Source organism: Desulfobacterales bacterium (genome assembly GCA_029211065.1).
In the GTDB taxonomy this organism is placed as follows: Bacteria; Desulfobacterota; Desulfobacteria; order Desulfobacterales; family JARGFK01; genus JARGFK01.
This window is the reverse complement of record JARGFK010000004.1, coordinates 16,246-42,907: the sequence shown is the minus strand read 5'-3', so window position 1 is coordinate 42,907 and position 26,662 is coordinate 16,246. Positions and strand designations below refer to the sequence as shown.

The following is a 26,662-nucleotide window of genomic DNA, read 5'->3' as shown; positions in this document are numbered from 1 at the left end:
GTTTGGGAGTCAAACATGCAGATAATTTTAGAAATACTGGCTGCGGCCTGGCATGTATTTCAACAGTCCGCCATTTACATGCTGTTCGGGTTTTTTATCGCCGGCATCTTGTATGCTTTTGTAAAAACGGAGAAAATCGCCAGGTACCTCGGAAAGGGCGACGCGCAGTCGGTGATGCTGGCGGCGCTGGTCGGGATTCCGCTGCCGCTGTGTTCCTGCGGAGTTGTTCCGGCTGCGGCCGCATTAAAGAAACAGGGGGCCAGCAAAGGGGCCACCCTGTCATTTTTGATTTCAACGCCCGAAACCGGAGTGGATTCCATTCCGATCACCTATGCGCTGCTGGACCCGGTGATGACGGTAATCCGTCCGATATCGGCGTTTATTACCGCTTCGGCGGCCGGCATTTTTGAAAATTTTTACGGCAAAAAAGAAGTCTCCACCAGCGTAGACCAAAAACTGCCGGCTGCCGGGAGCTGTTGCTGCCATAGCCGACCGGAACCGGAGACTGTGTTAAGGGAAAAAGAATCTTTTCACGATAAAATGGCGGCAGGGCTCAAATATGCGTTTGGAGAGCTGATGGGTGATATCGGTCCCTGGTTTATTCTCGGCGTATTCCTGGCCAGCCTGATATCCTATCTGATTCCCGAGCGTTTCGCGGACGCCTATCTGGGCAATCCCTTTATAGCCATGCCCTTGATGTTGATTGTCGGGATTCCCATGTATGTCTGCGCCACTTCTTCAACGCCGATTGCGGCCGCCTTTATTCTGAAAGGGCTGAGCCCCGGCGCCGCCCTGGTGTTTTTACTGGCCGGGCCGGCAACAAATATGGCGTCCTTGAGCATGGTCTCTAAGCTCATGGGAAAAAGATCCCTTGTCATCTATCTGGGGGCGATTTCATCTTGTTCGTTAGTGCTTGGTTTTTTGACGGATCTGGTGTATTCAAAATTAGGCATTTCAGCCCGGGCAGTAGCGGGCAAGGCGGCCGAAATATTTCCTGTATCCGTTGAATTTACGGCCGCCATTGTGCTGGCAGGTCTGATCGGATACAGTGTTTTAAAAGGATTTAGAAAAAGCGAGCCTTGTGCTTGCAGCAGCGCAGCTACCTGAGTAGGTCCCGGAGACAGTCGGACGGATTTTTTAAACATATAAACTGGGTAAGGTGTTGAATGGATGTAAAAATTGTATCCCTTGCAGTCAGCAGAAAAAAAGGGACCCGTAAAACAATCGTAGATGAAGCAAAACTGGTAAAAGAACACGGCCTTGAAGGCGATGCCCATGCCGGCGCGTGGCATCGGCAGGTGAGCCTGCTGTCGTCCGAAAGCATCGAAGCGTCCCGCAGCAGCGGGCTGGATGTGACCTTCGGCGATTTTGCCGAAAACATCGCCACCACCGGCGCCGACTGGAAAGCGATACCCGTGGGGACCCGGGTCCGGCTGGGGGACACAGCCTTGATTGAAATCACCCAGATCGGCAAGGAATGCACCAACCGCTGCGCGATTTATTATCAGGCCGGCGACTGCATCATGCCCCGGGAAGGGGTCTTTGCCAGGGTGCTCGAAGGCGGCGTGATCCGCTGCGGTGATGCGGTGGAAATATTATCCTGAGGAGATACTGGTGAGCGCCTTATCGAACAAGTCGATCGTACACTGGGACAAAGGCTCCCGTATCGCTAAAAAACATGATCTTTTGCGGGAAGAACCGCTGTCGATCCGGATCCAGGGGAATCCCTATGCGGTGGTCATGCGGACACCCGGCAATGAAATTCAGCATGTGGCCGGATTTTGCCTGGCGGAAGGGATTGTTGAGTCCCCTGAAGATTTTGTCGGCATCGCTTTCTGCGACGGGGAGGATACCAACGTTGTCACCGTGACCCTGAAGGAAACGCGCCGAAAGACCATACCCGAAATTCTCGAACGCCGCGGCTATATCAGCCAGACGAGCTGCGGCTTGTGCGGCAAAGAAATCGTTGAAGATCTTTACCAGACCATCCGCCCCATAACCGATAACGCCCCTTTAGACATTCAAAAGGCAGTGGATTGCCTGGAGAATATTTCCGCCCTTCAACACCTGCGCAAAAAAACACGGGCCGCCCATGCGGCTGTTTTATATGATTCAAACTACAAACTGCTGGCCGCAGCCGAGGATGTCGGACGTCATAATGCCCTGGACAAGGTGGTGGGCACGCTGTTTATGGATCACAAACTCAAAGACGCCGCCTTTCTGACGCTCTCTTCCCGCATCAGCTATGAACTGGTCCAGAAAAGCGCCCGGGCCCGCATCCCCATCATCCTGGCCATCTCCCGCCCCACCTCCCTTGCCGTTGAACTGGCCTCCAAGCTGAACATGACCCTGGCAAGTCCGGGCGATGATTCCGGACTCCTGATATTTTGCGGTGAAGAGCGCTTGAAATAAGTGATATACAGGGTTATATTCGAACCCCTGATTTTAGGCCATAATTAGCGGCAATAAAAACTTCCTTATGGGGGCAATACGAATTTATAGCTGACAAAGGATCTTTTTTATTTTGAACAATAAGCAGCGACAATACCCCATATTACAGACCCATCAAAGAAGTACCAAAACGTTCGGGATAACGCTTTTAATCGCATTTGCGTTCTGGGGCTGCTATCCAAAGGCTGTGGGATCTCCGGGCACTGACGGAAAGCAGCTGACCTGGGCCGCGATGAATCGCGAGCAGCGCATGGCGCATATGAGAAAAGAAGTTCTGCCGCGGGCGGGAGACGTGTTTCGCGCTTGGCGCCCCGCACGCTTTGCCGGTGTGGACTGCACCCTGTGTCACGGCCAGGGGGCGGAGAGGGGTGATTTTGATATGCCCACGACCCACCTTCCCCGGCTCAGCGGGGAACTGCTCCTGGGGCCTGAGTTTGAAAAGCATCCGGATACCACCCGGCTTAAGCTGAATCGCCTGGTGCCGGAGATGGCTGAGGCCCTTGGCCTGAAGACTTTCAGTATCATCACCCGCACCGGATTCGGCTGCTATTCATGTCACTTGGGACCGAGGGGGCCAGTGTTCGGGAACTAGAACCCATCTGACATTGGGGGTCCGGGTCATCTGCCGCTTCAAAAAAGGACTTGCTCATTCCGCCAAAGGCGGAGCCCTCGAACCCCATCCATATTTTGAGATGGGTTCATGTGTATTTTTCGGCAATTTAAAAAGACTGTGCTACCGTTATGATATCCAGGCCGTGATACGGGCAGTAAAAAAAAGGGCTTATCCTCTAAAGGAGAAGCCCTATTGTGTTTTATTTAATGAAAAAGATCAGGCGGCTATTTCCTCCTTGATGGACACGGCGATTTTAAACAGGGCGGTCAGGACCAGAAAACCAGTGGCGTACACCCCCAGGGTGATGATGATTTCAGGGATGGTGGGCACGTATTCATTCACATGGTGCAGCGGCGAGGGCACAAACCCGCCGGAAATCATGCCGAGCCCCTTGTCGATCCAGGTGCCGGCGAAAACCGCCAGGCAGGCCACTGCAAGGACGGATTCATTCTGGCGGGTTATCGGATTGACCAGCAGGATAATGGCCAGCAGCATCAGGCCGACAGAGGTCCACATCCAGGGCACCAGGACGCCGTGGCCGTGGAGGCCGAAAAAGAGATATTTCATATGGTCCATGTGTTCCGGGATCTGGCTGTAAAAAACGACAAAGACCTCGCACACTAAAAAGAAAACGTTCATGAGGATGCCGTAAGTAACGATTTTGGCAAGGGACTGAATCTGTTCTTTGCCCGGGTCGAACTTTGTGAGCTTGCGGATCAGCAGGCACAGCAGGATCAGAAAAGCCGGGCCGGCGGCAAAGGCCGAGGCCAGAAAGCGCGGCGCCAGGATGGCAGTGAGCCAGAAGCCTCTGCCGGGAAGGCCGCAGTACAGAAAAGCGGTGACGGTGTGAATGCTCACGGCCCAGGGGATCGACAAATAAATCAGGGGCTTTACCCAGGCGGGCGGAGCGATCCCGTTGCGTTCGGCCTCCAGCACCTTCCAGCCCACGATGATGTTCAGAAACAGGTAGCCGTTTAACACGATCATGTCCCAGAAAAGAACCGAGTTGGGCGTCGGGTACAGGATGACATTGACGACCCGCATGGGCTGGCCAAGGTCCACAAAAATAAACAGGATGCACATGGTGACTGACGCCACCGCCAGAAATTCACCTAGAATGGTAATCCGGCCGAACGCCTTGTAATCGTGCAGATAATACGGCAGAACCACCATAACGGCCGAGGCGGCGACCCCGACCAGAAAGGTGAACTGGGCAATATAAAATCCCCAGGAAACATCCCGGCTCATGCCGGTGATCCCCAGGCCGAAATTAAACTGCCACAGATAAAAGACGAACCCCCCGCCGATAACACCCAGCAGCAGGGTCATCCATCCGTAATATTTTTTGCTTCCTTTTAGCGCTAATTCAAGCATAACCACCTCATACGATGTAGTAAACCGACGGTGAAGTACCCAGTGAAAGTTTACGTCGAATGGTATAATTGGTACTGACAAGTTTTCGGACATCTGAATCGGGATCGGCAAGGTCTCCGAAAATAATGGCGCCGTTGGCAGCCTCCACACAGGCCGGGAGTTGTCCGACGGCCAGCCTTTCGGCACAGAAATTACATTTTTCCACAACCCCTTTCGTGCGTCTCGGGAATTTGAGATTGATCTTTTCTTCTTTTATAAACGGGCGGGGGTCCCTGAAATTAAAACTGCGGGCGCCATAAGGGCAGGCGGCCATGCAGAACCGGCAGCCGATGCAGCGGTGAAAATCCATCAGGACGATGCCGTCGCTTTCCCTTTTAAAAGTCGCCTTGGTGGGACAGGCCCGGACACAGGGCGGATTTTCGCAATGATTGCACAAGACCAGAAACGGCAAATCTTTGACTTTTTCCTCAAAATAGGGATTTTCCAGGGTCGGGAAGGCATGCTTGTAGCCTTCCTCCCAGATCCATTTGATTTCATGGTTTTTGTTCTTTAACTCAGGAACGTTATGGATGCTGTGGCAGGCCTCGATAATCGGCTTGAAATCATCTCTGGATTTGAATTTGGTGGTGTCGATGACCATGGCCCAGTGTTTGGCGGTTAACGCTTCCGGTTTGCGCATGACGGCGGGTTGAGGGGTATCCCCCTGGGGCGCGGATGCCGAAAATGCATTTAATATCGGTTTGGAGCCGATACCCAGTGCAGAAATACCCGCTATTTTCAGAAAGCTTCTTCTGCTGCGTTTCATCACTTTGTCTCCTTCGGGTTATCAATATGGCAATCCCAGCAGTAGGGGGTAACTGCGGCATAATTGTGACAGCGGTCGCAAAACTCGGCTTTGTTGGAATGGCATTCCATGCAGGTGTTTGAAAGACTCATCTCGAATTTTTTGCCGCTGCTGCCTACATACAGGCGTGTGCCGTCCCGCACCACCATATCGCGCCAGTCATTGAGCATCTGCATGTGTTCGGTCCGCATCAATTCAGCCGAAAGGATGCATTCCTTGGCGGCTTTTGCCTGGGCTGTCAGGATGCGCTCCGGCGCCGGCGCGGCCTTTCCCAGGTTATACCAGAAAGGAAATGTTGCCAGGACGATAAAAACAGCCAGCCCGGCGACAATTATTCCTTTATTATACATCTTGTTATTATTCCTCGGCATCATCACCCTCCATTCCCGGCAGTGGTTCTCCGCGCAGGTCGGTTGTTCTTTCCCCCTCACCCGGCAGGATCAGGGCATTGGCGACCAGTTCGTGGAGACCGGTTACACCGACCTCAGGGACCCAGTACTCCATCAGCGGCGGCAATGCCGCCCGGTCAATGGCGCAGACACAGGCCAGCATATTGACGTCGTATTTTTCGTGTACATGTTTGACCGCGTTGGCCCTGGGAAGCCCGCCCACCATTCTAAGCTCCATGTCCTCCCCGGCGTTCAGGCCGGCGCCGCTGCCGCAGCAGAAGGTTTGTTCCCGGATCGTGTTGGCGGGCATGTCGTGGAAATAATTGCACACGTTCTTGATGATATAGCGGGGTTCTTCGAACATTCCCATCCCCCGGGAAGGGTTGCACGAATCATGAAAGGTCACCCTCAGATTGTCGTTGCGACCGGGATTCAGGTCCAGCTTGCCATGCTTGATGAGATCGGCTGTAAACTCGGCAATATGCACCATTTTGGTGGACTTGGCATTTTCAAACCGGGTGCCGGTAATGGGGGAAACCGGCACTTCCAGAAAATCGGCCGGGCCGTTAAGGGTGTCCATGTACTGATGGATGACCCGCCACATATGTCCGCATTCGCCCCCGAGAATCCATTTTACGTCCAGCCGCCTGGCTTCGGCAAACATTTTGGCGTTCAGCCGTTTCATCATTTCGTGGGAGGTGAAGGAGCCGAAATTGCCGCCTTCGGAGGCATAAGTGCTCCAGGTGATATCAAAGCCGTATTTTTCCTTTAAAAAGTGGAACAGCATCAGATATCCCATGCAGGTATACGTGCCCGGATCGGCAAAAACGTCCCCGGAAGGGGTGATAAAGAGTATATCGGCGCCTTTTTTGTTAATGGACGGTTCGACCCGGACACCCGTGATCTCTTCGATGTCATCCACGAAAAAGTCGATCATGTCTTTAAAAGCGTGGGGTTGAATTCCCAGATGGTTGCCGGTGCGGTAGCAGTTGGCCACGGGGGTTGCGATCCAGTCGATATTCAGGCCCAGGAGGTTCAATAGCTCCCGACCCATCATGGTGATTTCGGCCGTATCGATGCCGTACGGGCAAAAAACCGAACAGCGCCGGCACTCGGTGCACTGAAAGAAATAATACCACCATTCTTTGAGGACATCGACCGTCATCTCCCGGGCGCCGGCCATCTTTCCCATAATCCTGCCGGCAGTGGTAAAATCGTTGCGGTAAACCGAGCGCAGCAGTTCGGCCCGCAGGACCGGCATGTTTTTGGGATCTCCCGTCCCGATGAAGAAGTGGCATTTATCCGCACAGGCGCCGCAGCGCACGCAGATATCCATGAACACCTTAAACGATCTGAATTTATCCAGGCGTTCCCGGAAACCCTCATAAATGATTTCTTTCCAATTTTCCGGAAGATTCCAGTCTTCCTCAAGGGGATTCCAGGCCCGGGCATGGGGTAGGCCGACATATTCCACGCTTTTGGGATTTGAGGCGTAACAGTACATGCCCTTGCGAATGTTGACCGGAGTGTCCATCCAGCTTTTGGCCGGCGGACGGGGATCTATCTTTGATAAAAGGTCATCTGATTTTGGAAGATCTGACATTACTCACTCCTTTTCCACCGGCAATCCAGCCTCTATCATTTTTTCCCTGAATTCATCTTCATATTCTTCATAGGTATGAACCTTTACGGGATAATTCCACGGGTTGACATGCCTGATGGCGCGGGTATTGCCGGGCATGTTTCGGGTGGGACTTAAAAAGATTCCGCCCATGTGCATGAGCTTGCTGAAAGGAAAATAAGCCAGGAGGATACAGACAAAAAACAGGTGGACATAAAAAATACCGCCGATTCCCCCCTGGGGGATAGACGGGTGAAACGTCACCAGGCCCATGGCCAGTTCCTTGGCGGCGATTACATTGATTTTGGTAAAATACCGCATCAGAATTCCGGTAAGGGCGATTCCGATCAGGAGAAAAATCGGGAAAAAGTCGGCCGCAAGGGAAATATATTTAACCTGGGGAATTAGCACCCTGCGCAATAACAGAAAAAGGGCGGCGGCCAAAAGAACGACGCCCGACAGCTGGATCACCGGGATTCCGATCTGGAGAAAGCCGTCCAGTGTTTCCAGGAGTTTGACGGGAAGCGGGACCGGTTCGGTAAAAAAACGCAGGTGCCGCACCAGGACGGTCAAAAATGCATAGTGGAATGCAAGGGCCCCCAGCCACAGCCATTTTTCCCAGATGTACGACAACTTGCCGGCTTTATCCAGGTGGGCCGAGGTGTTGCGAAACAGGGAGCGGAAAAAAAGGATTTCCAGTGCCATGCGGACAATCACCCCGGCGGTGGTGGACGGATTGTCGAATTGAGCCGGTTGGATCCAGGGTAATGATTTTTGCTGGCCGCCGGTGGTGGTTATCCGGAACGGCACCGGCGAGCGCGCCCAGTCGACAATACGGTATATCACCCCGCCAATGAAGGCAATGACGGCCAGATAGGGGACGATAATTCCGAAGAGAAACTGAAGCCCCGCAGCCTCAACACCCACATAGGCGAGTAGAAAAAGCACGATAACCGCAATGAGGGAAACCATATAATTTACATTCATTGACCTTTACCTCATCATGTAATTAATTATTCGGGATCTGATTGAGCGGCCGGTGTCTCGCAAATGAGTCCCGCCCGCTTAAAAGCCGCGAATGTTCTGTCTTTTTCTTCATTGGCCTTTAATTCGTAGATCTTTTCCCTGCATTCCACATAAATGTCAAAAGCGATCAACGCGAGATCATCAATGGTTGATTCGAGGTTCAACAGATCTATACCCGTGGCGGCGTCCTTTAATTCTTTGGTTAAATTGTCCCGTATGACCTGTTTGAGGGAAAATATGAAAGCAACCGCCTGGCTGGGTGTAAAATCCTGCACCGCCCGGATCCGGATGATGGGATCAAGGAAAGACGAAATGGTATCCGTATCAGGGCCCTGCAGAAGAATGTCAAAAAGGGCTTCCAGCCCACGCAAAACCGTTTGGCCTACGGGGTTTGCAAAGGGATCTTTCTGGGATTTGAAAAATTTTGAAGTGTCGGTGGGATAGGTCTGAATCACCAAGTCAAACCACTTTTTTACAATCACAGCTTTACGCTGTTCCAATAGATTTTCAATCTGCATATTCGGGATGGCTCCAAAACAAAAACTATTTATGTCTCTTGTCGCATCTTTTAATCAAAAAGTGTTGTAATTCCTTTGCGGTAAAGAAGACCAAAAGAAAATTTTTTATAATCAAAGTCAAAAATCATGTCAAGGAATAAAAGAAAAATCGATGGATACAAGGGCCAACCAGCGAGCAAAAAAAAACCGCCCGAGTCTCAGAATAAATTTTAAGACCCGGGCGGCCTGGTGCCGTCACAACCGATCAGCGCATTTGAGCAACCGGTTCTATCTCAGCACCGTAAACCTTCTTGAGAACAATCACGCTTTCAATCACCATCCACACTTCCAATATAAAAACAGCCAGCCCGATAAAAAAGAGCAGCCAGTTGGCCTTGCCGTAAAAGTCTCCAAGGTTAATCAGCATGGCCCAGCCGGTCATGAACAGCATGAAAATCATGGGGATCAGGGTGTAGACCAGCGGGGCTTTTTTGCGGGCAAGATACACGGTGATCACCAGCAGCGCCAGCCCGGCCAAAAGCTGATTCACGGAACCGAAAAGGGGCCAGAGGGTCAGCGCCCCTTTGCCGCTGCCGTTGTAAAAGGCCAGGATAAAGGCGGTGACGACGGCAATCAGGGTGGCCGGGTGCTTTTTGGCAAGGGCCGGTGAGCCTACGGCTGTTGCAAGTTCGGCAACGATGTAGCGCTGCAGACGTGTGGCGGTATCCAGGGTGGTGCCGGCAAAGGAAACCACAAACACGCCCATGATGGTGATGGTTATGTTATGTGGGATTCCAATTGATTCAATCATATTGGCAGAGCCCACCACAAAGGAACTGATCATTGTGCCCAAACCGGCGGCAGCGCCCCAACTGGTATAGTTCTGGGTGAAGGCTTCAACGCCGGTAAAGATCTGGCCGCCCTTGGTCAAACCAATGGCCAATCCCGCGCCGCATGCGATAATGACAAAAACGGAGAGCATTCCCTCCATGAGCATGCTGCCGTAACCGATGACCAGGGAGCTGCTTTCGGCGTCGCACTGTTTCGAAGAGGTGCCGGAAGAAACCAGGGAGTGGAAACCGGAAATTGCGCCGCAGGCAATTACCACGAACAGCATCGGCCAGATGGGCGGCGCTCCGGAAGGTGAAAAATTGGCTGTCGGCGCAACCATGGTGGGATGGGCAAATAGCACTCCCAGCGTAAGCAGGCCCAGGGCGACGAAAAGCTGGTGCGAGTTGATGTAGTCCCGGGGTTGCAACAGGGTTTGAACCGGCAGGGTTGACGCGATATAGGAATAGATCAGGAGTATAATCACCCACAGGGCTACTGCATCGAGCCCGAACATGGCGGGCATTTTAATGGGCACATAGGCGCCGATGACGACGGTAACATACATCAGCACCACGGCGACGATGCTCATGGGCAGATGCGCAGCCCCTTTTTTATAAACCATGTGACCCAGCCAGACGGCGATGGGGATTTCCAGCCAGACCGGGATGACCGACTGGGGATACATGTTGAAAATAACCGCTATCACCACGCCGAAGATGGCCACCACGATCCAGAGCTCAAAGAATATGATCAGGAGAAACAGGGTGCGGACCCGCTTGCTGATCAAATCGGCGGCTACATCGCCGATGGAGCGGCCTTGATTTCTGAGGGAAACCACCATGGCGCCGAAATCATGTACGGCCCCCATGAAAATCGAACCGAGCAGGACCCACACCAGGGCCGGTACCCACCCCCAGATGATGGCGATGGCCGGACCGACAATGGGGCCGGTGCCGGCGATGGAGGTAAAATGATGGCCGAAAAGGATGGGCTTCTGGGTGGGCACAAAATCGACATTGTCCTGGAATTCCTTGCTGGGACAGACGGCTTCCGGGTTGAGTTTAAATATTTTACTGCCCAGAAACTTGCCGTAGGTGTGATAGGCGACCACATACAACACACCCGCACCAATTGCTAAAATTAATGAATTCATAACAAATCCTCCCTTTGTGGTTACATACATAACAGCATGTGACAATTGGAAAATGATTTGTCGCCAGGAACACTGATGTGAAAATGGAGTTTTATCACCCCCTTTAAACGTTTATTTTAGGGCGTGAAAATCCGGATGTAATGGTTAACGCTTATCTATTAAGGATTTTCTCCAACAGATTCGGTGCCGAACCGTTACTGTGGCAGCGCAGATGGAGAAAATCACTTTGCCTTTAAAGCAGGTTTTAAGCATCCAAATACAGGTGAGGAATTTCAGATGCTAAATTGTGTGATATCCTTAAAAAAATCATGGGAATATGTCAAGTAAAAAGGGGCGGGGATTAAAATCTTCTCTAAAAAAATTGACTTTATATCGTGATGGGGTTACTAAATAATATTTGAAATTTATGAGACGCAACAAAACACCCAAATGATTAAAGTGGAGCAGTGCCACGGATGATAGAACTTGATTTTAATAAGTTAAACGGCCTGGTGCCTGCGATCGTGCAGGACTTTCACACAAAAGACGTTTTAATGCTCGGATTTATGAATCCGGAAGCGTGGGAGGCAACCCTTTCAACCGGAAAAGCGACTTTTTACAGCCGTACCCGGCGGGAGCTCTGGGTGAAGGGCAAAACGTCCGGTCATGAACAAATCGTCAAGGAGATTAGAATCGACTGCGATGATGATACGATATTGTTGTTGGTGGAACAGGTGGGTGGGGCCGCCTGTCACACCGGGCACCGGAGCTGTTTTTTTAAAAAAGTTGAAGACGGAACCATTAAAATTATCGGCAAACCCGTTTTTGATCCCAGGGAGGTTTATAAGAAGTGAAAAAGCTGCTGAAATTGGGAATTCCCAAAGGAAGTTTACAGGCTGCGACCGTTGCATTGTTCAAGCGATCCGGATGGACGATCAACATCAACGGCAGGAGCTATTTTCCTGAAATAGATGATGAGCATATTGAGTGCGCCATCTGCAGGGCCCAGGAGATGTCACGCTATGTTGAAAACGGCACGATGGATGCCGGCCTGACCGGCAAGGACTGGATTGCCGAAAACAAATCAGACGTTCATGTTGTCAGCGATCTGGTTTATTCAAAAGTGAGCTCACGGCCGGCCAGATGGGTCTTGGCAGTGCCGTACGACTCGGAGATTAAAACGCTTGAGGACCTCAAGGGCAAGAAAATCGCGACGGAACTGGTTCAATTTACCCAGCGGTATTTCTCCGAACGCAAAATAGATGTGCAGATCGAATTTTCCTGGGGGGCCACGGAAGCAAAGGTTGTGTCGGGGCTGGCGGACGCGATTGTGGAGGTTACGGAAACCGAAAGCACCATCAAGGCCCACGGGCTTAAAATCATTCATGAGCTGATGCAGACCAACACCCAGTTGATCGCCAACCGCAAAGCCTGGAAGGATCCTTTTAAAAGGGAAAAAATCGAGCAAATTGCGCTCCTGCTCAAAGGCGCGCTGCTGGGGGAGAAGCTGGTGGGGCTGAAGATGAATGTGCCCCAAAAAAACCTTGAAACGATCGTGAAGCTGCTTCCCAGCCTGAATGCGCCGACCATCGCATCTTTGTACCAGTCAGACTGGTTCTCGGTTGAAACCGTTGTAGGCACCAATGTCGTGAGAGAACTGATACCGGAGCTGCTGAAAAAAGGAGCCGAAGGAATTATCGAGTATCCCCTGAATAAGGTGGTTTAGCCCGCATGAGGCAGACTGAATGATCACAAAGCGAATGAAAGATATTACGTCCTTTATTGTTATGGATGTTCTGGAAAGAGCCCATGCGATGGAACGCAAAGGGATTTCCATCATTCATCTGGAAGTGGGCGAGCCGGATTTTGACACCCCGGCGTGCATCAAGGAAGCCGCCTGCAAGGCCTTGGACGATGGCTATACCCATTATACCCATAGCATGGGCATGGTTGAGCTCAGGGAAGCCATTTGTGAATACTACCACGACACCTATGGGGCATCGGTCCATCCCGACCAGGTTGTCATAACCTCCGGCACCTCGCCGGCCATGTTTTCGCTGTTCGCGGTCCTATTGGAGGAGGGCGATCAGGTCATTATTTCCGACCCGCATTATGCCTGTTATCCCAATTTTATTAAATTCATGCAAGCCGAACCGGTCACCGTGCCGGTTTTTGAAGAAGACGGCTTTCAATACAAGCCTGAAGATATTGAAAAAAAGATAACCGCCCAGACACGGGCCATTTTTATCAATTCACCCTCGAATCCCACCGGGAATCTGCTTTCGAAAAAACGGATGGAACGCATCGCGCAATTTTCTCCCTATATTATTTCGGATGAAATTTATCACGGTCTGGTCTATGAGGGCACCGAGCACTCCATACTGGAATTTACGGAAAACGCGTTTGTATTAAACGGCTTTTCAAAACTGTATGCCATGACCGGACTGCGGCTCGGCTACCTGATCGCGCCCAGACCCTTTATTCGGCCGATCCAGAAAGTCCAACAGAATTTTTTTATTTCAGCCAATGCCATGGTTCAAAAAGCCGGGATTGCCGCTCTTAAACTGGCCGGTGAAGATGTCAAACGGATGAAGGCGATTTATGATGAGCGCCGGCGATTTATGATCCGCCGGTTAAAGGAAATGGGTTTGGGGATTGCCCGGGAGCCCACCGGGGCGTTTTATGTTTTTGCCAATGTTAAACACATATCCGGCGACTCCTACCGCCTGGCCTTTGATATCCTGGAAAAAGCCCATGTCGGTGTAACGCCCGGCATTGATTTCGGGAAACACGGCGAAGGCTACTTGCGGTTTTCTTACGCGAATTCCATGGAAAACATTGCCGAGGGACTCAACCGGCTGGAGCGATACCTGGGCGGGAGATCCTGACCCCGGCACGGGAACCCGGTCCTCAGGACCGGTTCAGAGCCTTAAATTTCTGTCCTATGAATTTAAATACGAAGCACGAATGCCAAAATTCGAAACAATTCGAAATGACCAAAATTCAAATGATCCAAACCATCGGTAGATCTAACAGCGCAATTCAGTATTTTCCTTTTGTCATTGGGATATTTGAATTTGCCCTTCGACTTGACTCAGGGCGGTGAGCCCGTCGAACCGTTTCGTATTTCGATATTCGTATTTCGGGTTTTTCGATGGAATTTGTTTGAATAGTGCACTCTGAGATTGGACCAAAAACGACCCTGCCGGGATTGGGTGTATACAGGAAATAATGATTATCAAATCAGCCGAATTTGTCACCAGCGCTGTCAAGCCGTCCCAGTATCCGCCGGCGGACATACCGGAGATTGCTTTTGCCGGCCGTTCGAATGTGGGCAAATCGTCTCTGATCAATACCCTCGTCAACCGCAAGCGGCTGGTAAAGACCAGCACCACCCCCGGCCGCACCCAACTGGTCAATTTTTTCATGGTTAACGGGGCTTTTGCATTTGTGGACCTGCCGGGTTACGGGTATGCCAGGGTTCCGGTGTCTATAAAAAAAACCTGGGGCCCCATGATAGAAACCTATCTGAAGGACCGTGAAAACTTAAAAGGGGTGGTTTTGCTGATTGATATCCGCCGCGTACCGCGACAGGAAGAAAAGACGTTCATGGACTGGCTGAGCCATTATAACATCCCGCCTGTTCTGGTGCTGACCAAGGCCGACAAACTCTCTAAATCCAAGCAGGCCCAGCAAAGGGTTGTGATTGCAGAAACCCTTGGCGTTGATACAAACGGCCTGATTCCATTTTCCACGAAAACGCGCATGGGGCGCACGGCTGCCTGGGAGGCCATTGAAGGATTGCTGTGAGGATAGTCGGTCATATGATGAGAGACCTTTGAAAAATGCCCAATTTTGTTCAAGTTCAAGGAAGGCGATAATTTTAACCACAGGAATACATTGAGTATTTCGAGGATTAAAATTTGAGCCTGACGCCGAAATTGGGCAAAAGGGGGTGTTTTGCAAAAGTCTCGATGATTACCGGTTGACCTATCTGCTTGCCCATGGCAGGATAACGGCAAATGATTGAAAAAAACTTCGACATCTCATTTATTGCCGACCTTGCCCTGCGTGAAAAGCAAATCCAGCAAAATTACCGGCCGATTATTGCAGTGCACAAGTGGTTCGCTAGAAGGCCCGGTACACTGTTCCGCGGTTTGCTCCTCTCAGAGTTTCTTAATAAACCCCTTTCCGAGGCATTTTATCAGTCCAATCATTTGAAAGGAATTAAAGTAGCCGACCCTTTCATGGGGGGAGGGACTCCTTTAATTGAAGCCAATCGTTTGGGGTGTGATGTTATCGGGTACGACATCAATCCGATGTCCTATTGGGTCGTCAAGCAGGAGATTGAGCATCTGGATCTGGATGCGTATGTTGCAGCCGCAAATGCACTGCGCATGCAGTTGGAAAAGGACATCGGACAGTTTCACCGCACCACCTGTGTTTTCTGTGGCGAGGGAAATGCACATGTAAAGTATTTCCTCTGGGTGAAAACCATTTCTTGTCGAAAATGCAACGAATCCATTGACTTGTTCCCCGGCTACCTGCTGGCTTCCGACTCCCGGCATCCCAGGAACGTCTTTGTCTGTCATGCCTGCGGTCAATTGACGGAGACAGCAGACCGAAAAAAGCCGGGCGATTGCAAACATTGCGGCGCTGAACATGCAATAGAAGGTCCTGCCAGGCGCAGCCGCTGCAAATGCCGCAGCTGCGGCACCATCAATACTTTTCCGAACAAGGCATTGGGTGCGCCAAGGCACCGGCTTTTTGCCATTGAATATTTCTGCCCTTCGTGCAGGAGCCGTCACAGAGGCAGATTTTTTAAGGCCCCCGATGACAGGGACCTGGCAATGGTGCGCGAGGCTGATGGACAATTGGTAGGGATTCGACCAAATTACATTCCGGACGACGAAATTCCCAGCGGCGACGAGACCAACCGACTTCACCGCTGGGGGTATACCCGTTACCACGAAATGTTCAACTCCCGGCAACTCCTATGCCTGGAGTTGTCCGCTCTGATGATTGCTAAAACAGACAACGAGCGCATTCGCAACGCGCTGGCAACCAATCTCTCAGACCTGTTGCGCTATCAGAACATGCTCTGTCGCTATGATTCCACCGCCTTGAAATCTCTTGATATTTTCTCGGTTCATGGGTTCCCGGTGGGGCTTATTCACTGCGAGTCCAACTTTCTTGGAATCATAGATCCCAAAAAGAACACCTGTATCGGCAGCGGGGGATGGGCGAACATCATCGAAAAGTTTCGCAAGGCGAAAGCCTATTGCGACAATCCCTTTGAAGTCAGACATCAAGGCCGAAAAAAAGAAATCGTACCCATAAATGGAGAATGGATCGGGGACAAGCCAAACGGCAAGCACAAAGATCAAAAGCGAAGTGTTAGGCTTCGTTGCCATGATGCTGCCACAGCAACTCTATCTCCGGCAACATTGGATGCGGTGCTCACGGATCCACCGTATTTCGGAAACGTCCAATATGCGGAACTGATGGATTTTTGTTATGTCTGGCTCCGCCGTCTCTTACAAAGCAAAGACCATGCTTTTAAAAATCCTTCAACACGCAACCCCCAGGAGTTGACCGGCAATGAAGACATGGGCCGGGGACTGGATCACTTTGCCCAAGGCATCTCAAATGTTTTTCAGCAGATGGCTAAAGCCCTTAAGCCCGGTTCGCCGCTTGCTTTCACCTATCACCATAATAATATAGAGGCTTACTATCCGATTGCCGTCGCTATCCTTGACGCCGCTTTGACCTGCTCGGCTTCCCTGCCCTGCCCGGCGGAAATGGGAGCCTCTATTCATATCAATGGAACCGGCTCATCCATCATCGACACCGTTTTTGTGTGCCGATCAACCGGCATTGTCTCCCGAAGATGGCTGGTCGATTCATTAGAGGGCGTTGCCGAGCTTGTCAAAGATGACTTGGCCAAACTTCGTGCCGGAAATGTCAATCCGACCGCCGGCGACATGCGGTGCATTGCCTATGGGCATCTTATCCGTTTGGCCATATGGAACCTCCGTAAGACATGGAACAAAAACCTGGACATCGGCAAGCGATTGTCGGTTGTTTCTTCCTGGCTTTTGGAGTTTGGCGGATGGACTGAAATCGAAAATTATTTAAGTGAACCGGAAGACCGATTCCATGATGCCCCTTTGTTTGCGGTGAAAGAAAATCAGGATAAATACGGAGCCGCCTATGCCGAAGTATCCTTTTGAAGCATCCTTTGATGAAATTCTGAAAGACTCGGAAAGATACATCGATGCTGTTTTTTCATGCCTGGAGTCTGAATTCTTGATAATGCCCAAGGGCGCAGGCTTCATTGAATATCCAATATTCGAACGGGGATACGAAGCGTTGAAAACCGCAACCAGAGGATTTTCAGAACTGGAACCTGCCAAGGTACTTTCTGTAACGCTGACAGAACCCATCTCCATAGTGGTTCTGCGCACAATGCTCGGTTTTACGCCGCCTGAATGGGGTTACCTGACGACCCAGCGGACCGGGGTAAGCGTGACTCAGGGATTCATCAGGTCCCTCGATAGAAAAGTGCGAATGTCGCCGGAAACGCCGATCAGCGCCAATGGTGTGACCAAGGAAAGGCTAAAGGCACTGGTGGAAACGGCTTGTTTTATGCTTGTAAAAGGAGCGCCGCACGTTGAGGACGATCAGCTTCATCGTTTGAATAAAGCAGATACCAAACGCGGAATCGACAGCATAAAGAATATTGCGGGCATGGGTGCGCCCTATGCCATGCTTCTGTATGAGCGTTTTCTGGGAAGACCGTTTGCAGGTCATCGCGATTCGGTCAGCGAACTGGTCGGTGACATCCTTGAATCCGCCATTGAAGACGTTCTAACCAAGGCTGGGATCAGCTTCCGGAAAACAAAACGGGCCGAACGAATCGAAGGGTTTGACCAGACACCGGACTTTATCATCCCCAGCGAGTTCAATCCTCAGGTCATCATCGAAGCAAAGATAACCGAAGACGACGGTACAGCCCGGGACAAGGTCACACGCATTCAGCACCTCGGCGAACTGAGCCTTGCCGGACGTTCGGCAAATAATCCCAAGTATGAAGTGATCGCCTGCATCGGCGGACGAGGATTTGGTGTTCGCCGCGAAGACATGAAGAAGATGATCCTCGCAACCAGGGGCAAGGTTTTTACCCTTAAGACTCTCGATCAACTCGTTGAACACACCCGGCTCAAGAGTTTTAAGACAAAGTGAGATTCAAGAATTCGCGAGAAGCGGTAGTTTACAACTAAGCGATTAAAATGAAAATGTGATCAGTCGTTCTTTTGTCTCGATCAAAGCCAAGGAACGGCTGAGAGTTTTTGCATTTCATCCTCACAGTTTAGGCTTTCAATTATTGCACTTTCGATAGGGCTCCATAAACAAGATGATCGGAACATTGTCACGCAGAGTTCGCGTCAGAGACGACGGCGCCGGGAAAGGCAGGGAAATAAGCGGCACCTTTGAAGAATTTGAGGCTGAGGATGCGATAATTCTCCTTGGCGATCCGGGAATGGGAAAGACAACACTCTTTAAAGATGTCGCCAAAGGAAATTACACAACCGTTCGAAATTTTCTTATTAATCCTCATACTGCACCGGGGCAGGCACTTTTCCTTGATGCTTTAGATGAACACAGAACAATTGCAAGCGGGCAAGATGCCAGCTTTGAAGTTGCTAAAGCACTCTGCGCTCTGGAAAAACCCAAATTTCGCTTGTCATGTAGGGCAGCAGACTGGTTCGGCTCACCGGATCAGGAAGCTCTTAGGGCAGCCAGTCCATCCGGACGAGTCGTGATTTTAGAACTCTGTCCCCTCTCACGGGGTGAAATTCTAAATGCTGTGAAAGGGGTAGTGCCAGATCCGAAGGTTTTTCTTGATGAAGCAGAATCCGCGGGGTTCGGAAACCTGCTTGGCAACCCTCAAACGCTTGAACTCTTGGCGCGGGCTTGGGGAACCGACAACAAGCCCAAGAATAAATTCGAAGCATATGAAATAGGTGTCTCTGAACTACTTAAGGAGACAAATATTTGTCATGCTGAGCGCGGTGTGAACAACCCTGATCCTATCAGTTTGCGAAAAGCTGCAGGGGCAACTGCTTCCATCATACTACTTTCCAACTCGGTTGGCATTTCACGTACAGAGCCAACGGACGCAAATGGCTATGTTAGTATTTCAGTTGTGCCGTATCCAAACAGGAGCGATCTTAGTGCTGCCTTGAAACGTCGGCTCTTTGTTTCCTCGGGAGTAGATCGGTTCGAGTTAATTCATCGCACAATTGCAGAGTTTTTGGCGGCAGAGGACCTTTCTGATCGGATCGATAATGGCCTTCCAATTGATCGAGTGATGGCGCTGATATGCGGAGTTGATGGAAGACCAGTTTCTTCGCTAAGAGGCCTTTTCGCATGGTTAATGGGCAGGCTCGGACATCTCTCAGATGATTACGTCGAACGTGACCCATATGGCATTGTTATATACGGCGACGCCAGCGTACTGCCACCAAACGCTCAATGCTCAATATGGGATGGCCTTAAGCGACTCCGCGATCCATGGTTTCTCACAAACGAGGATGATCGAGGCTCATTCCGTGAGCTTGCCAACTCAAATACAGCTAAAATCATACATGAACTCCTTCAGGATCCAATAATCAGCGTCCATCTGAAGGTCGCCGTGCTCGAAGCAATTGCCAACAGCACTGAAAATATTGAGCTAAATGCGACTTTAAGAGACATGGTGCTGGAAAAGCATGACAATGCATGGCTTAGATCAACGGCTTTAGGTGCCTTTGCCAAATCAGTGCAGAACAACATGTCGGAACTGGAGAGTATCGATTGTGAACTTGCTTATGCAACAAATGATCTTGCCGCCGTCGAGGTGCGAGTCGATCTTCTCCGTTTGACACGAAAATCAGGCAGTTTGGCTCAGCGATTGCTCTCGATTATGGAACAAGCTGCTTCTGCCAAAAAGGAAGATCATACTATAGGCCGTCTCTATCCACTAATTGATATGCCATCCGATCCAGATTTGGATGTGATTCTTGATGGTGCATCTCGGGTATTGATGCATAAGACAGATTGCCGGTACGAGCTTCAGTCCATTTTCAATGAGTGGTTAAAGCGGCGTCTTGAGAGTCAGACTCCAATTACTCCTTTACAACTGTCCAGTTGGCTTCGAAACATACGTTTTGGGCGTGATCACTATTCTAAGGAAGCCCAGGCGGCTCTGAAAGAACGATTTAAAGAGGATCAAATACTCTTTGAAAAAGTATTTGAGCTTCTATCAAACGATGTGCCAAACGAGGAGCGGTCATTCTGGCTGTTCATCGCTCATGATCTGTGGGAACTTCTTCCAGCAACTGTCTGGCCGGTTCAACCATGTGAATTCTTTTTAATGCATGCCGAAAATGAGAACGATACGGAACGTGCAGCGGATCTCTTCCGTATGTATCTTTCATGGTTTCCATTAGAGGGAGCGTCCGTAACTCTTGCTGAGGCAGGTCTTAATTTATTGGATCGTCGATCCGATGTAGCAAAGGTGCTTGGAAATTGGAAAAGCTGTAAGATCGATAAATGGCGAAAAGACGAGGGGAAAAGACGCGAGAAAGAAAAACGCAAACAATTGGTTAATCGCGCCCAGAATATTAAATACTTAACACCTCGACTAACGACCATTCGGCAAGGAAGGGAAGAGCGCATCCTTGCTTGGGCAGCTTGTGTCTTTCAAGGGCTTTTCTACGAAATTAATAACATTGAAAATCCTCGCGACCGCCTTATCAGCGTGACAAATGAAAAGATCGCCGATGCCCTTGTTCAGGGGTTTATTCTTTACGCAGAAAATCCAAATATTCCGAGAAAGGACTCAGTCATCGAGAGCTGGCTGGCGAATGGTATTCCCCGCACTCACATCTTGTTGAGCTTGTCGGTTTTTTTACGACACAGGAAGGGGTTGAATGTTCCTAAGGAGGCGCTGCCGAATTGTATCGCAGCAGCGGTCACTGCCTTCTCCGGCTATAAGGTGCCGGATTATGATAAAACGCTTTCAGCATGGATTCTTCACGTAGTGCACCAAAATCCAAACATTGCGAAATCAGTTTTAAAGGAAATGTGGATTTTAGGCGCGGAAAAGAAACAAGGAGATTTACCGGGGTTTTATATTCTTAGAGAGGATTCTGCTTCTCAAAAATTTCTCGTATCTTTGTCAGCTGATGTTCTAAAGGCCGGGATCAATGAAAATCATAACATCATTGACAAACTGGTGTCGGTTCTTCTTCTCAATGACCAACAATCCCTTCTTGAAATCGGTGAAATCGAACTTTCTCGAAATGATTTGTCAGCGGAAGTTCGAACCATCTGGAGCACAACCCTATTCGTAATTGATCCGAAAAAGTATTTAGACTCTTGGAGAACCCTTATGTCAGAAGCTGATGCTGCATTATGGAGTGCTATTGAAACCATCAGGGGTAGACGACATGAAAACAGAGAATCTGTCAATCTTACATCGGCACAACGTGCAGAAATTGTTGCGGTAATAGGAAAGAGATTTTCCAATGTTGGACATCCTTCCGGCGGGTGGGGCAGCCGTCATCCCTGGGATGCCTCAGAATTCATCACCAACCAGGTCAGGCTATTGGCTGCTGATGGTTCAACGGGTGCCGGTACCTTACTTGAACGGTTGGAGGGTGACGACGGCTTGGCAAGTTTTCACGACTTTATCAGGCATCAAAGGGCCCAGTATGAAAAGCATCAGCGTGAATTAAATTTTGAATTCGCATTGCCTCAACAAGTGGCAGAAGCGATTCAGAATCGTGCCCCGGCCACTCCACACGACCTCCTTGCCTTCATAATCGATCACTTAAATATTCTATCACGCGAAATAACACGAACACAAAGAGAAAGATACCGGGCATTCTGGAACGAGAATGAACACAATCTTGTAAAACCGAAACGCGAAGAAGTTTGCTCAGGATTGTTGGCAGAGGATCTTCAGAACAGAATGCGGGTTCAAAATCTTATCGTAACTGTGGAACACCACATGGTTGCAGACAAGGAATGCGACATAGCAGTTTTACAGGGAACCGAACGACTGTTGCCGATTGAGGTTAAACACCACTATAACCGTGACCTTTGGACCGCATGGCATACCCAACTTGACCGTCTATACACACGCGATGCAAAGGCAGGTGGACTTGGCATCTATCTCGTTCTCTGGTCAGGCGAGACAAGGGGGAGAAAAATGCCGAAGATTCCGAATGGTCTTAAACGTCCAAGTAACGCAGCCGAACTGAAAAGCATGCTCGAATCGCTCATCCCGGAAGTAGATCGCCATAGACTGCGCGTTGTTGTCGTTGACATTTCCGGGACTTAACGCCTGCCACTCTGGTGAACGGGGGCAGGCCAAACTAACCGCCTGTACTATAAAATAACAAGCTAAAAGACACCTTTATGATCAATTTTTTTAGACGAGAAAAGGACAATATTTAAAATAATTCAATGGAAAGAAAATATAGGATCTGATATTGCAGACAGCAAGGCGCCGACAAAAAACCGTGTAGTTTTAAACGCAGAAATATCTTTGAGGATTTTTTAGTGGTAAGAACAGAGGATAATACAGTCACCTTTAAATCCGGATTTGTGGCGATTGCCGGCGCCCCCAATGTGGGAAAATCCACGCTGATGAACCGGATACTGGGAGAAAAGATTTCGATTACTTCCAGTAAGCCGCAAACCACCCGCAATCGCATTCTGGGCGTCCTGCACCGTCCCAATGCCCAGCTTGTTTTTATAGACACCCCCGGCATTCACAAAGCCAGGAGCCCGCTGAACATCCGGATCGTGGATACAGCCCTGTCGGTTCTTGGCGATGTGGATCTGATCCTGCTGGTGGCCGATGCATCCGAACCGGATTCAGAATCGGAAGCGGTTTTAATAAACAAACTGCACAATCAAAACAGGCCGGTTCTGCTGGTTCTCAACAAAATCGATTTAATCAAAAAATCACAGCATTCTGAAATAATTGAGAAGGCGTCCGGCAGGTACCTGTTTGAAAAAGTAGTTCCGGTTTCTGCCAAACATGGCAGCGGGATAGATGCGCTGGTTCAAACCATGGAGGCGCTTCTGCCCCAGGGGCCCCCCTTTTTCCCGTCGGAAAGTCTAACGGATCTGCCGGAGCGATTTATTGCCGCGGAAATGATCCGTGAAAAAGTGTTTCGCCTGACGGGCCAGGAAATCCCCTATGCCACGGCAGTTACCGTCGATCTGTTTCAGGTGGACGATGAAACATCGCTGGTAAAGATTGACGCCAGTATTCATGTGGAGCGCGATTCCCAGAAAGGAATAATTATCGGGAAAAACGGCGCCAAACTGAAAGAAATTGGCGCAGCGGCCAGAAAAGAAATCGAAAAGATGGTGGGCGCCAAGGTGTTTTTAAAGCTTTTCGTCCGGGTTCAAAAAAACTGGAGCAAGGATACGAAGGCCCTTAGAAGGTTTGGGTATTGAGTCATCATGATTGTATCGTTTCATCCCTGTATCGAAGGGGACCGGAATATTACCTGTGCCGGCCGCAGTCCGAACAATGAAGATCTAAAAGCGATCAAGGCCGCCCATGCCGTTATTCTATCCCAGGGTTGCAGTCGGGTATTGTATGAAATGGCAAGCAATCACTGCGGGAATGTTTTTCCTAATTTGGACGGGAAGTTTCGGTACCCGGGCAAAACCGGGCAGATCGAGCTGTTTCAAAAAAACAAGGCGCCGCATCCCAAAACCGAAACTTTCCGGGATATCCACACATACACAAGCCGGTATGGCGGCAAACAGCCCGGGGGTGATTTTAGTTATCCTTTTGTATTTAAGTTTTCCTGGGGCGGTGAAGGCGAATCCGTTCATTTGATTCGCTCTGCCGACGACCTTGACCGGATAATGCAACAAGCAATTGCATATGAACGGAGCGGGCTCAAAGGATTTTTATTACAGGAATGCATTCCGGCAGACGGAAAGACGTTGAGGGTTGTCGTGGTCGGCCAAACGATCGTTTCCTACTGGCGGGTCCAGCATAAAAAAGAGCGGTTTTATTCCAGCCTGGCAAAGGGCGCCGTAGTTGATGCTGTTTCCGATTCCATTCGGCGGAAGGCCGCCGAAAGAGCCGTCAAGCAGTTTTGCACTGAAACCGGTATTAATCTGGCCGGTTTTGATTTGATCTTTTCAACTTTATCTGAAACCGAAAAAGATCGACGAGAGCCGCTGTTTCTTGAAATCAATTATTTTTTCGGCCGAAAAGGGCTGGGCGGGAGTGAAAAATTTTATGCACTGCTCCGGAGCGAAGTTGAGAAATGGCTTGCCGGGTTGGGCAAGTCTTTAACAGGCTGTTGAAAAACTGCGCCTGATGCCGTCATACAGCGTTGCACGGCTCTCGCCAATGCTCACATATGCCTAATATGCTGCGCTTGTCGAATCGCCGTGCGCCTTGTCTGACGACCTGATTTTTGTTTTTCAACAGCCTGCTAAAAGCTTAGGATTTTAAAAACTTCACCTGCCAGCAAAAACGGAAGAAGAAACCATGGACCCATTTGCGTATCATTTAGAGGAGTCGGACCTAAAAAGAGAGCGTCAAAAGGCCAGAGAGCTCCGGGGGTCGCAATGGTGGAAACGCCGCCTGGCAAAGGGGGTCTGTTATTATTGCGGCAGCCGGATATCACCAAAAGAACTTACCATGGATCACATCGTTCCCATCTCACGCGGCGGCAGGAGCACCAAGGGCAATCTGGTCCCGTGCTGCAAAGAATGTAACAACAAAAAGAAGTATTTGTTGCCGATGGAATGGGATGAATACATCAAGACGAAAAAGACGGTGGTGTGATCTTGCGAGTGGGGCGACAGACGCACGAATATCAAGGTAGTGATAAATTTTTTTGCAGCCATTTTTTAAAAACAACATCCTGAATCATGTATTTCCCATTTTTTACGATAATCTCCTTGGTGATGAGACTTGACAGGGTTTTTGTAACCAAAGACCCGGTTTTTAAATTAACTGATCTTAAGGCGTCGGCATTAAACAGGTTTGAACCATCCTTCAGCAGGATCAGTTTTAGAGTTTTCTTTTGATTGAGACTTAAGGTTTCCCATAGCATGGTGTATTCCAGACTGCTTTTTTCGATGATCGAATTTTCGATTTTATCGACAACTTCAGGGGTGAATCCTTTTTCCCCTGATTCATCCCATAAATGAAACAGAAAGTTCTGGATATACATGGGATGATTTTCAAATCTCTCAATAATTTCCTCTATAAATTTTGCATCAAGCTCCATCCCTTTTTTTCTGAACAAATTTTGAATCCAGGGGATGTAATGTTCGGTATCAATTTTATTTAGCGGAAAACTGTCTGCCAATTTATAAAATGCCCGTTTGGTTGAATTAAACATATCGGTTATCAGATGGCGCTGGCTGCCTGCAAAAATATAACAAATATTTGCATGTCGCTGAATAAACGAACGCAGTCTTTTTTCAAAACCTTCTTCTGAATAATTGGCAACTTCCTGGAATTCGTCAAAAGCAACGACCAGTTTATGTTTTAGTGAATATTTTTGAAGAATATCCATCAGTTCTTCAAGTAGTGTTTTTTCATTAATCGCCCCGAAAGACGGTGCGACTGAAGTCGTCCCTGTCGCCGGATCGATGCTTACATTCAGCCTTATATTTTTTAAGGCCGCGCCGACGGTTTTCAGAAGCCTGTCAAGGTTTGATTCCAGTTGATTTAAGCTTTGAAACGTTCGGGTGATGAAATCCTTTTCAGATATCGTTCCATATAACTCGACATGCATTGTTCCGACATTGAGTTTTTTTTTCTTGGTCTCCTGGAAAGCTTGCCGAATCAAAGAACTTTTACCGAATCGGCGATGGGAAAATAAAAGTACATTTTGAGATGCTTTTATATAGTTCAGCAGCTGGGACAGTTCCTGGCGGCGGTTGCAAAAAGACTCTCCGGTAACATAGTTGCTGTAGGCAAATGGATTTTGCATCGTTTCCCTCATGGGTAGACTGCGTAACGCATTATTTTTACACTTTAATGATTAAACCGTTTTGGATAATTTTTAATACACCTAAAGTGTATTGTCAAGTGGAAAAGGTGGAAAGCTAAAAAAGCAAGCCGTATGGATATTTTCACGGCGGAGTTCTTCAGGCCTCAAAATCGTCGAACAAGGTGAGCTGTTTGTCGTTTTCCTCTTTCTTGGCAGCCATGCGTTTCTGTTTAGTCTGGACGGTGAATTTTTCTTTTTCAGCCGGCAGACGTTCCCGCTCTTCGGATTGTTCATCGCTTTCTATTTCGTAAGAAAACTGAAATTTAGGCATCATGTTTTTTGGAATCACAATCCCGCTCGGCAACTCAACCAGCGTCAGCGCATCGGTAATGTCCGGGCTGCAAAAACCTTCGGCGCCCATTGGCAGGTTGCAGGTTTTCTCTATTTGGGATGCCTTGTTGCCGGTTGTCGATTTTTTTGTCCCGAAAAAATCACAGATCGTATCCGGCGAAAGTTAAAAGGCATTGTCCCTGTCAAACAAAAAATTAAGGCGGGCAATCACATAAACAATTGCCGCCGCCCAGATCTCCTTTTCCCCTCGCACAAGAGAAATATTTCGCTTGCGACCCAAGGTCTCACACAGTTTCAGGGCATAGCCCGTCAACTCCTCGTTCATGTGCGCCATACAAAAGTCCTTTACCAATTCTTTGATCTGTTCGAGTCGTTGCTTTTTTTCCAAAAAATTTTCATTTATCGCCATTTCTTTTAATTACTCCCTTTGTGCGATATCATCGGCACAGTCTTGCTGAGTGGTCGTGGTTTGCTATGCAAGGTATGATTAATATT

24 protein-coding genes are annotated in these 26,662 nt (G+C 49.4%); 14 read left to right on the top strand and 10 right to left on the bottom strand.

Annotated features, from left to right (window positions below; all coding sequences use genetic code 11):
• Nucleotides 1-15 precede the first annotated feature (15 nt).
• The 4 genes from P1P89_01895 to P1P89_01880 all read left to right on the top strand — a co-directional run bounded on the left by P1P89_01895 (nt 16) and on the right by P1P89_01880 (nt 3,043).
• Complete coding sequence (locus P1P89_01895) at nt 16-1,107, top strand: SO_0444 family Cu/Zn efflux transporter (GenBank protein MDF1590240.1); 1,092 nt, start codon at nt 16-18, stop codon at nt 1,105-1,107.
• Between the two features lie 59 nt (nt 1,108-1,166).
• Nucleotides 1,167-1,604, top strand: a complete 438-nt coding sequence (locus P1P89_01890; protein MDF1590239.1) for an MOSC domain-containing protein — start codon at nt 1,167-1,169, stop codon at nt 1,602-1,604.
• A gap of 10 nt (nt 1,605-1,614) precedes the next feature.
• The gene (gene fdhD, locus P1P89_01885; protein ID MDF1590238.1) at nt 1,615-2,412 is read left to right on the top strand and encodes a formate dehydrogenase accessory sulfurtransferase FdhD; all 798 of its coding nucleotides are present in this window, start codon (nt 1,615-1,617) and stop codon (nt 2,410-2,412) included.
• Nucleotides 2,413-2,524: 112 nt separating this feature from the next.
• Nucleotides 2,525-3,043, top strand: a complete 519-nt coding sequence (locus P1P89_01880) for a hypothetical protein (GenBank protein ID MDF1590237.1) — start codon at nt 2,525-2,527, stop codon at nt 3,041-3,043.
• 237 nt (nt 3,044-3,280) lie between these two features.
• On the opposite strand, the gene nrfD is transcribed toward P1P89_01880, so the two are convergent.
• The 7 genes from nrfD to P1P89_01845 all read right to left on the bottom strand — a co-directional run bounded on the left by nrfD (nt 3,281) and on the right by P1P89_01845 (nt 10,799).
• Entirely contained in the window at nt 3,281-4,438 is a 1,158-nt protein-coding gene (nrfD, locus tag P1P89_01875) for a polysulfide reductase NrfD (GenBank protein MDF1590236.1), read from the bottom strand.
• Between the two features lie 7 nt (nt 4,439-4,445).
• On the bottom strand, nt 4,446-5,243 hold the full coding sequence (locus tag P1P89_01870; protein MDF1590235.1) for a 4Fe-4S dicluster domain-containing protein: 798 nt from the start codon (nt 5,241-5,243) through the stop codon (nt 4,446-4,448).
• Nucleotides 5,243-5,632 (bottom strand): sulfate reduction electron transfer complex DsrMKJOP subunit DsrJ, encoded by a 390-nt coding sequence (dsrJ, locus tag P1P89_01865; protein MDF1590234.1) that lies wholly within the window; start codon nt 5,630-5,632, stop codon nt 5,243-5,245. The genes P1P89_01870 and dsrJ overlap by 1 nt, the downstream gene beginning before the upstream one ends.
• Nucleotides 5,633-5,639: 7 nt before the next feature.
• Nucleotides 5,640-7,274 carry a (Fe-S)-binding protein gene (locus P1P89_01860; GenBank protein MDF1590233.1) on the bottom strand — a complete coding sequence of 545 codons (1,635 nt, stop codon included), beginning with the start codon at nt 7,272-7,274 and terminating at the stop codon, nt 5,640-5,642.
• A gap of 3 nt (nt 7,275-7,277) precedes the next feature.
• Nucleotides 7,278-8,279: a sulfate reduction electron transfer complex DsrMKJOP subunit DsrM gene (gene dsrM, locus P1P89_01855; protein MDF1590232.1), complete on the bottom strand. Its 1,002-nt coding sequence runs from the start codon at nt 8,277-8,279 to the stop codon at nt 7,278-7,280.
• Nucleotides 8,280-8,305: 26 nt separating this feature from the next.
• Nucleotides 8,306-8,836, bottom strand: coding sequence for an RsbRD N-terminal domain-containing protein (locus tag P1P89_01850; protein ID MDF1590231.1), 531 nt, complete (start codon nt 8,834-8,836; stop codon nt 8,306-8,308).
• Between the two features lie 244 nt (nt 8,837-9,080).
• Entirely contained in the window at nt 9,081-10,799 is a 1,719-nt protein-coding gene (locus tag P1P89_01845; protein ID MDF1590230.1) for a carbon starvation protein A, read from the bottom strand.
• 455 nt (nt 10,800-11,254) lie between these two features.
• On the opposite strand from P1P89_01845, the gene hisI reads away from it, so the two are divergent.
• The 10 genes from hisI (at nt 11,255) to P1P89_01795 (ending at nt 24,657) form a co-directional block, all read left to right on the top strand.
• Nucleotides 11,255-11,632, top strand: coding sequence for a phosphoribosyl-AMP cyclohydrolase (hisI, locus tag P1P89_01840; protein MDF1590229.1), 378 nt, complete (start codon nt 11,255-11,257; stop codon nt 11,630-11,632).
• Complete coding sequence (gene hisG / locus P1P89_01835) at nt 11,629-12,504, top strand: ATP phosphoribosyltransferase (protein ID MDF1590228.1); 876 nt, start codon at nt 11,629-11,631, stop codon at nt 12,502-12,504. The genes hisI and hisG overlap by 4 nt, the downstream gene beginning before the upstream one ends.
• Before the next feature lie 19 nt (nt 12,505-12,523).
• Nucleotides 12,524-13,666, top strand: a complete 1,143-nt coding sequence (locus tag P1P89_01830) for a pyridoxal phosphate-dependent aminotransferase (protein ID MDF1590227.1) — start codon at nt 12,524-12,526, stop codon at nt 13,664-13,666.
• A 343-nt stretch (nt 13,667-14,009) separates the two neighbouring features.
• A complete protein-coding gene (yihA, locus tag P1P89_01825; protein ID MDF1590226.1) occupies nt 14,010-14,588 on the top strand; it encodes a ribosome biogenesis GTP-binding protein YihA/YsxC in 579 nt (192 codons plus the stop codon).
• A 212-nt stretch (nt 14,589-14,800) separates the two neighbouring features.
• Complete coding sequence (locus P1P89_01820; GenBank protein MDF1590225.1) at nt 14,801-17,011, top strand: DUF1156 domain-containing protein; 2,211 nt, start codon at nt 14,801-14,803, stop codon at nt 17,009-17,011.
• Nucleotides 16,992-18,023 (top strand): hypothetical protein, encoded by a 1,032-nt coding sequence (locus P1P89_01815; protein ID MDF1590224.1) that lies wholly within the window; start codon nt 16,992-16,994, stop codon nt 18,021-18,023. The genes P1P89_01820 and P1P89_01815 overlap by 20 nt, the downstream gene beginning before the upstream one ends.
• A 298-nt stretch (nt 18,024-18,321) precedes the next feature.
• Entirely contained in the window at nt 18,322-22,170 is a 3,849-nt protein-coding gene (locus tag P1P89_01810; GenBank protein ID MDF1590223.1) for a hypothetical protein, read from the top strand.
• A gap of 221 nt (nt 22,171-22,391) precedes the next feature.
• A complete protein-coding gene (gene era, locus P1P89_01805; protein MDF1590222.1) occupies nt 22,392-23,300 on the top strand; it encodes a GTPase Era in 909 nt (302 codons plus the stop codon).
• A gap of 6 nt (nt 23,301-23,306) precedes the next feature.
• On the top strand, nt 23,307-24,170 hold the full coding sequence (locus tag P1P89_01800) for a glutathione synthase (GenBank protein ID MDF1590221.1): 864 nt from the start codon (nt 23,307-23,309) through the stop codon (nt 24,168-24,170).
• Nucleotides 24,171-24,357: 187 nt separating this feature from the next.
• A complete protein-coding gene (locus tag P1P89_01795) occupies nt 24,358-24,657 on the top strand; it encodes an HNH endonuclease (protein MDF1590220.1) in 300 nt (99 codons plus the stop codon).
• 31 nt (nt 24,658-24,688) lie between these two features.
• On the opposite strand, the gene P1P89_01790 is transcribed toward P1P89_01795, so the two are convergent.
• The 3 genes from P1P89_01790 to P1P89_01780 form a co-directional block, all read right to left on the bottom strand.
• Entirely contained in the window at nt 24,689-25,816 is a 1,128-nt protein-coding gene (locus P1P89_01790) for an ATP-binding protein (protein MDF1590219.1), read from the bottom strand.
• A 157-nt stretch (nt 25,817-25,973) separates the two neighbouring features.
• Nucleotides 25,974-26,237, bottom strand: a complete 264-nt coding sequence (locus P1P89_01785) for a hypothetical protein (GenBank protein MDF1590218.1) — start codon at nt 26,235-26,237, stop codon at nt 25,974-25,976.
• A gap of 93 nt (nt 26,238-26,330) precedes the next feature.
• Nucleotides 26,331-26,576, bottom strand: coding sequence for a DUF6398 domain-containing protein (locus P1P89_01780; protein ID MDF1590217.1), 246 nt, complete (start codon nt 26,574-26,576; stop codon nt 26,331-26,333).
• Nucleotides 26,577-26,662: the final 86 nt, after the last annotated feature.

What these genes read in the sequence shown, in the direction of transcription:
- P1P89_01830 (MDF1590227.1), top strand. Translation starts at nt 12,524, where the DNA reads ATGATCACAAAGCGAATGAAAGATATTACGTCCTTTATTGTTATGGAT.
- P1P89_01790 (MDF1590219.1), bottom strand. Translation starts at nt 25,816, where the DNA reads ATGCAAAATCCATTTGCCTACAGCAACTATGTTACCGGAGAGTCTTTT.
- P1P89_01785 (MDF1590218.1), bottom strand. Translation starts at nt 26,237, where the DNA reads ATGGGCGCCGAAGGTTTTTGCAGCCCGGACATTACCGATGCGCTGACG.
- P1P89_01810 (MDF1590223.1), top strand. Translation starts at nt 18,322, where the DNA reads ATGGGAAAGACAACACTCTTTAAAGATGTCGCCAAAGGAAATTACACA.
- P1P89_01800 (MDF1590221.1), top strand. Translation starts at nt 23,307, where the DNA reads ATGATTGTATCGTTTCATCCCTGTATCGAAGGGGACCGGAATATTACC.
- P1P89_01815 (MDF1590224.1), top strand. Translation starts at nt 16,992, where the DNA reads ATGCCGAAGTATCCTTTTGAAGCATCCTTTGATGAAATTCTGAAAGAC.
- dsrJ (MDF1590234.1), bottom strand. Translation starts at nt 5,632, where the DNA reads ATGTATAATAAAGGAATAATTGTCGCCGGGCTGGCTGTTTTTATCGTC.
- dsrM (MDF1590232.1), bottom strand. Translation starts at nt 8,279, where the DNA reads ATGAATGTAAATTATATGGTTTCCCTCATTGCGGTTATCGTGCTTTTT.
- P1P89_01870 (MDF1590235.1), bottom strand. Translation starts at nt 5,243, where the DNA reads ATGAAACGCAGCAGAAGAAGCTTTCTGAAAATAGCGGGTATTTCTGCA.
- P1P89_01850 (MDF1590231.1), bottom strand. Translation starts at nt 8,836, where the DNA reads ATGCAGATTGAAAATCTATTGGAACAGCGTAAAGCTGTGATTGTAAAA.
- P1P89_01860 (MDF1590233.1), bottom strand. Translation starts at nt 7,274, where the DNA reads ATGTCAGATCTTCCAAAATCAGATGACCTTTTATCAAAGATAGATCCC.
- P1P89_01780 (MDF1590217.1), bottom strand. Translation starts at nt 26,576, where the DNA reads ATGGCGATAAATGAAAATTTTTTGGAAAAAAAGCAACGACTCGAACAG.
- P1P89_01845 (MDF1590230.1), bottom strand. Translation starts at nt 10,799, where the DNA reads ATGAATTCATTAATTTTAGCAATTGGTGCGGGTGTGTTGTATGTGGTC.
- yihA (MDF1590226.1), top strand. Translation starts at nt 14,010, where the DNA reads ATGATTATCAAATCAGCCGAATTTGTCACCAGCGCTGTCAAGCCGTCC.
- P1P89_01890 (MDF1590239.1), top strand. Translation starts at nt 1,167, where the DNA reads ATGGATGTAAAAATTGTATCCCTTGCAGTCAGCAGAAAAAAAGGGACC.
- P1P89_01895 (MDF1590240.1), top strand. Translation starts at nt 16, where the DNA reads ATGCAGATAATTTTAGAAATACTGGCTGCGGCCTGGCATGTATTTCAA.
- hisI (MDF1590229.1), top strand. Translation starts at nt 11,255, where the DNA reads ATGATAGAACTTGATTTTAATAAGTTAAACGGCCTGGTGCCTGCGATC.
- P1P89_01795 (MDF1590220.1), top strand. Translation starts at nt 24,358, where the DNA reads ATGGACCCATTTGCGTATCATTTAGAGGAGTCGGACCTAAAAAGAGAG.
- nrfD (MDF1590236.1), bottom strand. Translation starts at nt 4,438, where the DNA reads ATGCTTGAATTAGCGCTAAAAGGAAGCAAAAAATATTACGGATGGATG.
- P1P89_01820 (MDF1590225.1), top strand. Translation starts at nt 14,801, where the DNA reads ATGATTGAAAAAAACTTCGACATCTCATTTATTGCCGACCTTGCCCTG.